The following is an 11,190-nucleotide window of genomic DNA, read 5'->3' as shown; positions in this document are numbered from 1 at the left end:
GTGGTTACTCGGTCGGGGACGGGGCAGAGCTCGGGAGTGCCGTGCGCGGCGCTCCCGCTGTGTCCTCTGCGGGTCGGCTCGGCCCGCGGAGCGTGGGGGTGACGACGCCGAAGACGTCTTCACGGGCGGTGGCGAGCGCGGACTGCAACGCGCCCGCGCGCACGGCGTTGCCCTGCACCGAAGCGAGTGCGACGGGGGTGCGGGGCAGGACCAGTTCGTGGAGCTTGGTCGCGACTCTCGCGGCGAACTCCTCACCGCCGGCCCGGCTCGTGTCGCCGGAAAGCAGGATGAGCTGCGGGTCGGCCACGGCGACGAGGCTCGCGAGGCCGCCGGCGACGCGGCGGGCCAGATCGTCGAGGAAGCGTTGGTGGCTCTGGATTGTCGCCTGTTCGACGGCTTCGGGGCCGGTTTTCGCGGCCAGGCCGTGAGCGTGGGCGAGCCTGGCGATGGCGGGCGAGTCGACGAGGTTGCCGAAGCGCGCGCCGGCCTCGGGCCAGCGGTCGCCGGTGTCCACAGTGGCCGGATCGGGCACGCGCATCCAGTCGATCTCGCCACCACCGCCGGTCGCGCCGCGCAGCAACCGCCGGCCGATGACCACGGCGCCACCGACGCCTTCGGAAAGCCAGACCATCACGAAGTCGTCGACGTCCTGGGCTTTCCCGACCGTCATCTCCTCGACGGCCACCAGGTTCACGTCGTTCTCGATGGTGACGGCGATGCCGAGCTCTTCGCTGAGTTTCCGGGGCACGTCGAACCCGAGCCAGCCGGGGATGTGCGGCGCGGAGGAGAGCAGGCCCGTGCGCGGATCGAACGCGCCCTGCGCGCCGATCACGACGTTGGCCAGGTCGTCGAGGCTCTTGCCCGCTTTTCGGGTGACGTGCTTGAGCGCCTTGCCGAACGTGCCGATCACGTCGGCGCCTTCGTGTACAGGCAGCTCGACCTGGTACTCGGCCTGGACGGTCCCCGCGACGTCCGCGATCACGAAATCGGCGACGTGCGGCGTGAGGTCCACGGCCGCGACGTGGGCGAGACTGCCGTTGACGGCCCACAACTGCGCCCGCGGCCCGCGCCCGCCACCCGCGCGTTCGCCGGCTTTGCCCACGAGGTTGTCCTGCTCCAGCCGCGTCAACAGCTGCGCCGTGGCCGGCTTCGACAGCCCGATCACGACCTCGAGCTCCGCCCTCGTAAGCGGCCCACCCCGCAACAACGCCTCGATCGCCGCGCGATCGTTGATCTCGCGCAACATCCGCGGACTTCCGGCGCGCACTCGTGGCCCCTTAATTAGGATACTTTACAGACGGTTTCGGGCGACTGTAGTGAGCGGGGCCACACCGCGTCAATGGTCATCCGGAACGAGCGGGTAACACTTCGAGTCGGGGAGGTTTCGGGCGCAGCGGTAGGTGATGGGGTGAGTGCTCAGCGTGTGCGGTCGCAAGTATCCGGTGAGGGGCCGCAGCGGTTGCGGTGTTTGCAACAGCTGCGCTAGGCGGCGAGCAGCAGGCGTGGCCCGAGCTTGGCGGCCCCGGTGTCACGGGCCAAGCCAGGTGCGTAACCGTCGGGCGGGTGCCGCAGCATCCCGAACCGGCCAGCGCGCTCGACCACCGCCCCTGCCACGGTTTCGCCGTCTGATAGCTGATCCCTACCCGCCGAACCGCTTGCCCAGTTTCGACTTCCGAGTCCGCCGGCACGACCGGCCCACGGGGGTCGGCCTCGGGTGCGGTGCGAAGCCGGGGGGGCGATCAACCGCCGTAGAAGTCGCCCAGCGTGGTGCGGGTGTAGGAGATCAGCAGGTCGGCCTGGGTGAATTCGGCGGGCAAGCACTCGCGCACGCCGTCGAGGAGCTCAGCGAATCCGACGGGCGGCGTCACGACGTGGGCGAGCGGATGGTGTTCGCGCAGTTGCTTCATCAGCTCGGCGATGTGGATCACGGCGGCATCGGCATCGGTCTGCCACAGCCACGCCAGGACCTCGCCGAATGCGGCCGGCGGGCGGGCGACCTCGTCCCGGGCGGTGGTGCGGAATCGGTCGATCAGCACGGTGGCTGTTCCGGTGATGCTGGCTTGCTTCAGCGCACTGACGACGCTCCGCGGGACGGCGACGGTGTCCATGAGCCCCATGCTGGCACCGGGAGAGCGCGGTCGGCGGAGGCTCGCCGGACGCCGTCCGTCCCGGAAACCGGGGACAGCGAAAAACCCAACGGCGAACGACAAAGGCCCTCCTCGGCTCAAGCCGGGAAGGGCCCTGTCACGGACAAGCCGAAGCTCACTCCTGCGCGTCTGCCCACGCTTTCAGCATCACGCGGGCGATCGACGAGTTGCCGGGCAGGATGATCTCCGAAGCGCCGCCCGCGATGGGGGTCGGGGTGTTCGTGCCGCTGTTGTGGAAGGCGGCGCGGACCTCGGCGCGGGAGACCCAGAGGGCCTCCTCGATTTCGCCGTCGGCGGGGACCAGTGGGGCGGAGCGGTCGGCGCGGGCGGTGAAGCCCAGCATGATCGAGCGGGGGAAGGGCCAGGGCTGGCTGCCCAGGTAGCGGATGTCCGACACCTCCGCGCCCACCTCCTCGCGGATCTCCCGTGAGACGCAGCCCTCCAGGGACTCGCCGGCCTCCACGAAGCCGGCGAGCACCGAGTAGCGGCCGGCAGGCCACACCGGCTGGCGGGCGAGCAGCACGTGGGAGCCGTTGACGCCGTCCTGGTCGTGCACGAGGCAGATCACGGCCGGGTCGGTGCGCGGGTACTCCTCGTGGCCCTTGGCCTCGCACTTGCTGGCCCAGCCGAACTGGATCAGGTTCGTGGGTGAGCCGTCGCGGGTGCAGAAGCGGGACTGGCGCCGCCAGTGGCGCAGGGCCTGCGCGGTGGTGAACAGGCCGGCCGACGTGTCGTCCAGCTGGTCGCCGTAGCCGCGCAGCTCGACCCAGATCTCGCCGTCGACCCGGGGCACCTCTTCGACGACGCCCCAGCTGCCGGCCATCTGCACGGTTTCCGCGTCGCCCTCGGGGCGGCCGGGCAGGGACCAGTAGTCGGTGTCCTCCCACTCGCCGAGGAACACCGCGTCGGCCGGGGGTTCCGTGCCGAAATCAACGGCTTTGCGAGCGGCCAGCGAAGAGCTGCCCTCGACGACCGGCGTGCGGCCGGTGTCGTCGAGCAGCACCACGCGGGCTTCGGACCACTTCGAGATCAGGCGTTCCGGGTTGGTGCGCAACGTCTCCTGACGGTCCACAGTGGACCGCGACAGGGTCGGCAGTGCCGCCAGTTCGAAAGGGACGGTCACTCCGAACCCACCGTCACGTCGCCCAGCGCGGTCAGCTTCGGCGCGAGCAGCTCCGCGTCGCCGACCACCACGCCCGTGAACCGCTTGGGCGCGAAGTACTCCAGCGCCGCCTCGGCCACCTGCTCCCCCGTCACGGCCGCGAGCCGCGCCGGGTGCTCCTGCAGCCATTCGACGCCGAGGCCCGCGGTCGCCAGCGCCATCAGCTGCCCGGCGAGGCCCGACTGCGACGACGTCGAGGTGAGCAGCGAGCCGATCGCGTACTGGCGCACCGACTCCACCTCCTCGGCCGTCGGCGGCACGAGCCCGAGGCGCGCCAGCTCGTAGCGCGTTTCGAGCAGCGCGGCGGCGGTGACCTCGTTGGCCGTGTCGGCGTCGACGTTCACCACCGCGTTGTCGCCGGTGAACTCGAAGCCGGAGTGGGCGCCGTAGGTGTAACCCTTGTCCTCACGGATGTTCTCGACCAGCCGCGAGGAGAAGTACCCGCCGAACGCCAGGTTCGCCATCTGCAGCGCCGGGTACGACGGGTGCGTGCGCGCCACCGTCTGCGCCGAAAGCCGGATCTGCGACTGCACGGCGCCGGCGCGCGGCACCAGCAGCACGTTGCCGCCGGTCAGCTCCGGCAGCGGCGGCAGCACGAGAGCCGAACGGTCCGAAACCCAGCCACCGAGTGCGCGTTCGAGCTCGGCCGGCACCGCGTCGGGGTCGATGTCGCCCACGATGACCAGCACGGAACCGCGCGGCAGCACCGAAGCCGCGTGCAGCGCCCGCACCTGCTCCGGCGTCACGACGGCCACATCGTCGGCCTGCGGGACCTCACGCGTGACGGGGTGATCGCCGTAGCGCTGCTTCTGCAACGCTTCCCGCGCGATCGTGCGCGGCTGCGTGCGCGACACCGCGATGCGCTCGATCAGCCGCTCGCGTTCGCGGGTCACCTCGGGCTCGCCGTAGGTGGCGCCGGTGAGCACGTCGCCGAGCACGTCCAGCAGCGTCGGCAGGCCATCGGAGAGCGCGGAACCGTTGAGGTACAGGCGTTCCGGGTCCACGCCGGCGCCGAGGTCGCCGCCGATCAGCGCCAGCTCGGCGTCGATCTCCACGCGGTCGCGCTTCGCCGTGCCGGTGAGCAGCGTCTCGGCCAGCACCTCCGCGGTGGCCGGGTGCAGCGCGTCCTCACCCGCGAACGGGATCCACAGCCGCACCTCCACCAGCGGCACCGAAGCCTTGCGCACGGCCAGCACGCGCAGGCCGTTGCTCAGCGTGGTGTCCACGTGGGACAGGTCGGTGGCGGCGCGCTGCTCGCCCAGCGGGGGCAGCGGGCGCGGACCGGTCGACGTGCGGCCGATCTCCTGCGCGCTGCGATGCGTTGCCGAAGTCACTGCTCTTCGATCCCTTCGGTGTTGGCGGCGGGCTTCACGACGAGCACGGCGCGCGCGTCGGGGCGCAGCGCCTTCGCCGCGGCCGACACGGCTTCGCCGGTGACCGCCGACATGCGGTCGGCGAGCCGGTGCACCAGCGACGCGTCGCCGTAGAGCAGCTCGAACGCACCCAGCGCCAGCGTGCGCGACACCAGCCGGTCGTGTTCCGAGTGCAGGCTCGCGGCCCAGCGCGCGGTCACCTTCTTGAGCTCCTGCTCGTCCGGCGGCGTCGTCGCGAGCTCGTCCAGCACCTCGTCGAGGGCGGCCAGCACGCGCTCGCGCTCCACGTCCGGCGGGTGGATCGCGGTGATCGTGAACGTGTCGGGGTCGCGCGCCTCGAACGGGCCGAACAGCCCCGCACCGGCACCGATGTCGACCACCAGCGGCTCGCGGTGCACCAGGCGCTGCTGCAGACGGGAGCCGTCACCGTCGGTGAGAACGCCGGCCAGCACGAGGTACGCGAGGTAACCGTCGAGGTCGTTGATCGGGTCGGGCATGCGGTAGCCCACGGCGATCGCGGGCAGCGGCGCGTGCGCGTCCTCGTGCTCGCCGTGCAGCTCCGTGGTGGGCAGCGGCTCGGCGAACGACGGGCGGACCGGCGCGGGCCGGTGCGGCACGTCGCCGAAGTGCTTCTGGATGAGCGCCTTGGCGTTCTCCACCTCGAAGTCGCCGGCGACGGTGAGCACCGCGTTGGCCGGCGAGTAGTAGGTGTCGAAGAAGGCGGCGCAGTCGTCCAGCGTCGCGCCTTCGAGGTCCTCGAACGCGCCGTAGCCGTCGTGGGCGTTGGCGAACGTCGAGTACAGCACCGGCGGCAGGAGGATCCAGGGGAACCCGCCGTACGGACGGTTGCGCACGTTGAGGCGGATCTCCTCCTTGACGACCTCGATCTGGTTCGCCAGGTTCTCCGCCGTCAGCTTCGGGGCGCGCATGCGGTCGGCTTCGAGGAACAGCGCGCGCTCGAGGGCCGCGGACGGCAGCACCTCGTAGTAGTCGGTGTAGTCGGGGTGGGTGGACCCGTTGAAGGTCCCGCCGCTCGACTGCACGTGGCGGAAGTGGGCCAGCTTCTCCAGGCTTTCACTGCCCTGGAACATCAAGTGCTCGAAGAGGTGCGCGAAACCCGTCAACCCCTCCGGCTCGGAACGGAAGCCCACGTCGTAGTGCACGCTGACCCCGACAACAGGCGCGGTCGGGTCCGGGGCGAGCACCACGCGCAGACCGTTGTCAATAGTGAAACGGACGAGCTCGGGATCGGCCATGCCCCCCACCCTACGCAGAGGACCCGACCCTCGGCTCGGCTGGTGGCACCGCTCCCAGCGTGTGGCGCGCGCTCGTCGTCGCGGCGCCGAGCGCGGCCAGGAAAGCGCTGGTCCGGGCAGGTGTGGCGGGAGCGCCGAACCAGTACGCCTGAAGCGAACAATCCGGTGCCGCGAGTGTGCCGAGCCACTGGTCGGTTTCGCCCAGCGCGAGGGCGTACGGGAGGGCGCGGGAGAAGATGAGTTCCGTGACTTCGGCCGGGTTGGCCAGTTCGGTGCGCAGGCCCAGGAGTTGGTCGCGCAGGAGGCTGCCGTCTTGGGTGCGCGGCGGCAGCCACTGCGTGAAAAGGCCGAGCGCGGCACCGGTGGCGACCACGACCAGGCCGAGCTGCGCGTAGCCGGCGGTGAAGGCGAGCAGGGCAGTGAGGAAGACGCCGTAGAAGCAGAGGCGGACGGCGATCTTGGCCAGCAGGGCCGGCCGGCGGGTGAGCCAGCCGCGGCGGACGACGGCCGTGCGCAGTTCGTCCTCGATGTCCGGCGTGATGGTGGCCAGCAGCGCCGAGTCGCCGGGGACGGCGGTTTCGTAGACCGTCCGTTCGAAGGCAGTGAGGTACTCGTCGGGCGGGTTGCGGCGGTGGAGCGTCCAGCCTTCTTCCCCGTCTTCGCTGACCCACAGGTAGTTGCGCACCCAGAGGTCGAGCACGGTCGCGGCGACGTCGAGGTCGTCGGTGCGGCCGGTGAGCAGGAACCCGACGTGGCCGGGCAGCACACCCTGGGGTGAGGAGAACTGGCCGTCGGCTTCGAGGCGGACCGGGAGCGCGGCGGCCCGGTCGCGACGGCGCAGGACCGGCACCGTCACGAGGCCGGCGAGGACGAGCACCGCCAAGGCGAGCCACGCGGCCAGGATCGGTGCGGTGACGAGGAAGGCGCCGGCCACGGACTTCGCGGGCACCAGCTGCTCGGTCGTGGGCGCGGTGCCGGCGGGCAGTTCCGCGGTGAGCTCCACGCGGTCGCCCGGCGCCAGCTTCGACACCGAGACGCGCGTGAGCCCGGAGTGGTCGAGCTGCGCGGCGCCGCACGGGGTGGCGGAGCCGGGCGGGCCCGCGAGGCAGGTCACGGCGTCGGGCAGGTTCGGCGCGGCGAAGGTCGCGCGCAGCAGCTCCAGACGGGTGTCCCAGCCGCCGGCGAGGTCCCACGTCAGGTGCTCGACGCCGAGCGAGCGGCCGACAGCGCCGACGACGGTGTAGCGCACCACCGAAGTTCCGCCACGCAGGTCGACGACGATCTGGTCGTCCGTGGTCTGCGCGCTGCCGGCGCCCTCGATGCTGAGGTCGCGCACGGTGAGCACGCGGTCGTGGCCGGCGTCGGCGGACGTGCGCAGCGGGAGGGTGCGCGTCATCGTGGTGCCGGCCGGGACGGAGACAGCCTCGGTCACCGAGAGGCTGCCGTCGCGCTGGAGTTTGAGCGTGACCTCGGCGCTTTGCGGCAGGGCGGGCAGGTCCTGGGCCTGGGCCGGGGCGGCGGCGAGGACCAGGGCCGGGATCGCCAGGACGACGGCGAACCTGCGGAGGCTAACCACGGCTGAGCACCTCGATGCGGTTCTTGCCGCGACGGCGGTGCAGCCACGTCGGCACGGCGGCGATCAGCAGCAGGACGAGGGCGAGCACCGGAATGCCCGGCCCTTTGAAGAACTCGGCGACCGGGGAGACCGCGACGAACCGGGCGTTCACGGGCAGCACGCCGGGCGGGATCGCGACCGCGAGGTCCACGCGCTCGCCGGGGCGCAGGCCGTCCTGCTCGACGCGGGCGATGCCGCCGGCGCCGAGCTCGGAGAACGTGCAGTGGCGCGCCGAGCCGATGGCGCCGGCGTAGCAGTCCACAGTGGAGATTCCGGGGGCGCTGAACGCCGTGGTCAGGCGAGTGAGGTCCTGGTCCCAGCCGCCCGTGACCTGCCAGCGCAGCTGCCCGCCGTCGGCGACGGCACCGTCCACTGTGTACGACAGGGTGGCGGGGCCGGTGTAGGTCGCGACGAGGCCGTCGGAGTTCTCGTCGAGGTGGCCGGAGCCGGTGAGGCGGGCGTCGCGGACGGTGTAGACGCGGTCCTCGTCGTCGGTCGTGGCCACGCGCAGGGCGATGCGGTGGGTGGCGGGGGTGGCCGTGGTGACCTGTTCGGTGACCGTGACGGAACCGTCGGGGTGAGCCGTGGCGGTGACGTCGGCGGTGAGCCCGGCGAGCGCCGTGGCGAGTTCGAGGAGCACGGGTCAGCTCGGCGGGGTGAAGGGGTTCTCCGGCTGCGGGGCCGTCGCCTGGGGCTCTTGGGCCGGTTGGGGCTGCTCGGCCGTTGACGGTGGGGAGTGCTGGGACTGGGTCTGCTGGGCCGTCGGCTGGAACTGCTGCTGGCTCTGCTGGACGACCGGCTGCAACTGCTGGGAAGGCGGCTGCTGCTGGAACGGCTGCGGCTGAGTCTGCTGATAGGCCGGCTGAGGCCCCGCGTAAGCCGGTGGCGGCCCCGCGTACACCTGCTGCGCCAGCCGCGCCTGGTCGCGGTTGCGCCGTTCCGCCAGCACCGCCGAGAGGAACACCCACGCCGGCATCCCGTGTGGCACCGCCACCCCCACGGCGTGGGCCGTCTGGTCGGCGAGGCCCTGGCCGAGCGCGTGGGCGGCGTCGGGGCGCAGCTCGTGGAAGCGGTTGAGGTACTGGCGTGCGGCGAGCGCCAGGTCGTCGGGCAGGCGGCTGAGGTCGAGCTGTGCGGCCCAGTCCTCGAGGCCCGGCGGCATGGCGACGTAGGCCTGCGCGCTCTGCGGCACGCGTTCGCGGATCACGAGCGTGCCCGCCAGGTAGTCGCCGACGCGGCGGCCGTTCGACGAGCTCAGCGACACGATCACGGCCACCGCGCCCAGGAACCCGAGCGCCCAGAAGTCGACGAAGAAGCCGGCGAGCGCGCGGGTGAGGGCGTGGCGGAAGCGGATCGGGCCGCCGTCGAGCCGGACCACGCGCAGGCCGAGCGCCATCTTGCCGAGCGACCTGCCGCGCGTCAGCGTCTCGAACAGCACCGGGTAGCCGATCACGATCAGCACGAACACCGACAGCAGCAGCGCGATCGTGAGCGCCGGGTCGAGATCGGACGAGGTCAGGGTCACGGTGACCACGACGATCAGCAGGAGCGCGCCCTGCACCAGCACGTCGAGCAACATCGCGACGCCGCGGCTGGCGAGCTTGGCCACCCGAAGGTCGAGGACCACGGCCTCACCGGTGACGAGATCGGACTCTTCCTGCACCGGGCCAGCCTAGTTGGCGGTCCGGCCCGAAAGCAGGCGAATACCCGACCGAGCGCCGCCAGTATGTCGCGGCGCTTCCGCCGTGACTGTGGCCGGATCGGCAACAGTCACGGCGCGGTGAGCCCTAGGCTGGTGTTCCAGGAGGTGATCGGGTGGACGTCGACGTCTTCGTCGCGGCGCACGGTGCGGAGTGGGCCCGGCTCGGCGAGCTCGTGCGGCAGCGCAGGCTGTCCGGGGCCGAGGCCGACGAGCTCGTGACGCTCTACCAGCGCACGGCGACGCACCTGTCGATCATCCGCTCGACGGCGCCCGAACCGGCCTTGCTGGCGCGGCTGTCGACGCTGGTCGCGCGGGGCCGTTCGGCCGTCACCGGCTCCCACAGCCCGGCGTGGCGCGAGGTCGCGCTGTTCTTCACCCGCCGGTTCCCGGCCGCGGTGTACCTCAGCCGGCGCTGGTGGATCCCCGCCGCGCTGGCGTCGGTGGTCGTGATGGCCGTGCTCGGCGTGTGGATCGCGGGCGACGAGTCCGTGCGTTCGGCGCTGGTCTCGCCCGATGAGATCAAGGCCATGACGACGCCCGGCGGCCAGTACGAGACGTACTACTCGACCGGGCCGGCGAGCTCGTTCGCCGCGAAGGTGTGGACGAACAACGCCTGGGTGGCCGCGACCTGCCTGTTCCTGGGTGTCGCGCTCGGCCTGCCCGTGATCAGCGCGCTGTGGCTCAACTCGCTCAACGCGGGCATCGCCATCGGCCTGATGTCCTCGGCCGGCCGCGGCGACGTGCTGCTCGGCCTGCTGCTGCCCCACGGCCTGCTGGAGCTCACGGCCGTGTTCATCGCCGCGGGCACCGGCCTGAAGCTCGGCTGGACCGTGATCGACCCCGGCCGCCGCTCGCGCAGCACCGCGCTGGCCGAACAGGGGCGGTCCGTGGTCGTGATCGCGCTGGGGCTGGCGTGCGTGCTGCTGGTGTCCGGCGTGATCGAAGCCTTCGTGACGCCTTCGGGCTGGCCGACGTGGGTGCGCGTCGGCATCGGCGCGGTCGTCGAGCTGCTGTTCCTGACCTACGTCTTCACCCTCGGCCGCCGCGCCGCGCGCGACGGCGAGCTGGGCGACCTCGACCGCCGCTACACCGGCGACGCGCTGCCCGAGGCGGGTTAGCAGAGGCAGCTGCCCTCGAAGGCGATGGAGTTGCCGTCGTCGAGGGTGGCGCTGCCGGTGAAGCGGATGTCGAACTCGCCGGGGTCGGTGAGGACGAGCTTGGGGCTCGTGGCTTCCCCGTTGGCGCCAGTCTTGGCTTGCGCGGTTTCCTTGCCGCCTTCGAAGACCAGGACGTTCTGCGCCCGGGCGGCGTGGACTTAGAAGGTCACGGGCACGTCGGGCGCCGGCTGGCCGTTGTCGCCGATCACCCGCACCACGAACGGGCTCGCGGGGTCTTTCGTGGCCAGGTGCTGGCCGTTGCCGGACAGGATGGCGAGCGTGCGGCCGCCCGCGGCCCACGCGTTGGACAGGCCCGGCAGCGAACAGACTTCCTGGTACAGCCGCGCGCCCGGCGTCGGCGCCTCGGCGGTGAGGCAACGCGCGGTCGCGACGTTCGCGATCGTCACCAGCCCCGGGTTGCCCGCGACACGGCGCCACTGCTGCCGGTGGTCCCCGTCGGCACACGCGGCCGGCAGCACGCCCACGCCGTCGACCGGACTCTGCGCGGTGAGGCACTGTCCACTCGCGACATTGCGGTAGTGCTGGGAGGCCTTGTCGTACGTCCAGGCCGCGCCGGGGTCCTTCGCGTCGGCCAGCTGCACCTTGCCGCCGGCGGCGGCGAGGGAGACCGTGCCCCCACCGTCGGCGAGGTACACGGGCGCGCCGTCGGCCGCCTCAGCGACCGCGCCCGATCCGACGAACAGCAGCAGTACCACCACGAACACCAGCCGACGCACGCGCACTCCCTCGGAGCCGAAGTTGCTTCCGGCTTAACAGC

At 71.9% G+C, this 11,190-nt stretch carries 10 protein-coding genes; 1 reads left to right on the top strand and 9 read right to left on the bottom strand.

Features of this window, described 5'->3' with window-relative positions:
* Positions 1-4: 4 nt before the first annotated feature.
* The 8 genes from ACQPXB_RS06370 to ACQPXB_RS06335 all read right to left on the bottom strand — a co-directional run bounded on the left by ACQPXB_RS06370 (position 5) and on the right by ACQPXB_RS06335 (position 9,216).
* Positions 5-1,246, bottom strand: a complete 1,242-nt coding sequence (locus ACQPXB_RS06370) for an ROK family transcriptional regulator (protein ID WP_432857327.1) — start codon at positions 1,244-1,246, stop codon at positions 5-7.
* Between the two features lie 493 nt (positions 1,247-1,739).
* Positions 1,740-2,108 carry a hypothetical protein gene (locus ACQPXB_RS06365; protein WP_432850068.1) on the bottom strand — a complete coding sequence of 123 codons (369 nt, stop codon included), beginning with the start codon at positions 2,106-2,108 and terminating at the stop codon, positions 1,740-1,742.
* Between the two features lie 154 nt (positions 2,109-2,262).
* The gene (gene nudC / locus ACQPXB_RS06360; RefSeq protein WP_432850066.1) at positions 2,263-3,270 is read right to left on the bottom strand and encodes an NAD(+) diphosphatase; all 1,008 of its coding nucleotides are present in this window, start codon (positions 3,268-3,270) and stop codon (positions 2,263-2,265) included.
* Positions 3,267-4,643, bottom strand: a complete 1,377-nt coding sequence (locus ACQPXB_RS06355) for a M16 family metallopeptidase (RefSeq protein ID WP_432850064.1) — start codon at positions 4,641-4,643, stop codon at positions 3,267-3,269. The genes nudC and ACQPXB_RS06355 overlap by 4 nt, the downstream gene beginning before the upstream one ends.
* Positions 4,640-5,938 carry a M16 family metallopeptidase gene (locus tag ACQPXB_RS06350; RefSeq protein WP_386946799.1) on the bottom strand — a complete coding sequence of 433 codons (1,299 nt, stop codon included), beginning with the start codon at positions 5,936-5,938 and terminating at the stop codon, positions 4,640-4,642. The genes ACQPXB_RS06355 and ACQPXB_RS06350 overlap by 4 nt, the downstream gene beginning before the upstream one ends.
* Before the next feature lie 10 nt (positions 5,939-5,948).
* On the bottom strand, positions 5,949-7,514 hold the full coding sequence (locus tag ACQPXB_RS06345; protein WP_432850061.1) for a DUF2207 domain-containing protein: 1,566 nt from the start codon (positions 7,512-7,514) through the stop codon (positions 5,949-5,951).
* Positions 7,507-8,193: a DUF2207 domain-containing protein gene (locus tag ACQPXB_RS06340; protein ID WP_366575101.1), complete on the bottom strand. Its 687-nt coding sequence runs from the start codon at positions 8,191-8,193 to the stop codon at positions 7,507-7,509. The genes ACQPXB_RS06345 and ACQPXB_RS06340 overlap by 8 nt, the downstream gene beginning before the upstream one ends.
* Before the next feature lie 3 nt (positions 8,194-8,196).
* A complete protein-coding gene (locus ACQPXB_RS06335) occupies positions 8,197-9,216 on the bottom strand; it encodes an RDD family protein (RefSeq protein ID WP_432850059.1) in 1,020 nt (339 codons plus the stop codon).
* 152 nt (positions 9,217-9,368) lie between these two features.
* Here ACQPXB_RS06335 and ACQPXB_RS06330 point away from each other — a divergent pair, with 152 nt between their 5' ends.
* On the top strand, positions 9,369-10,373 hold the full coding sequence (locus ACQPXB_RS06330; RefSeq protein WP_432850057.1) for a stage II sporulation protein M: 1,005 nt from the start codon (positions 9,369-9,371) through the stop codon (positions 10,371-10,373).
* Positions 10,374-10,570: 197 nt separating this feature from the next.
* On the opposite strand, the gene ACQPXB_RS06325 is transcribed toward ACQPXB_RS06330, so the two are convergent.
* Positions 10,571-11,149, bottom strand: coding sequence for an RICIN domain-containing protein (locus tag ACQPXB_RS06325; RefSeq protein WP_432850055.1), 579 nt, complete (start codon positions 11,147-11,149; stop codon positions 10,571-10,573).
* Positions 11,150-11,190: the final 41 nt, after the last annotated feature.

Source organism: Amycolatopsis sp. CA-161197 (genome assembly GCF_050942255.1).
In the GTDB taxonomy this organism is placed as follows: Bacteria; Actinomycetota; Actinomycetes; order Mycobacteriales; family Pseudonocardiaceae; genus Amycolatopsis.
This window is presented reverse-complemented; position numbering and strand designations above follow the sequence as displayed.

Bases quoted from the DNA above. Each gene is read 5' to 3' on its own strand.
- ACQPXB_RS06370 (WP_432857327.1), bottom strand. From the start codon at position 1,246: ATGTTGCGCGAGATCAACGATCGCGCGGCGATCGAGGCGTTGTTGCGG.
- ACQPXB_RS06350 (WP_386946799.1), bottom strand. From the start codon at position 5,938: ATGGCCGATCCCGAGCTCGTCCGTTTCACTATTGACAACGGTCTGCGC.
- ACQPXB_RS06365 (WP_432850068.1), bottom strand. From the start codon at position 2,108: ATGGACACCGTCGCCGTCCCGCGGAGCGTCGTCAGTGCGCTGAAGCAA.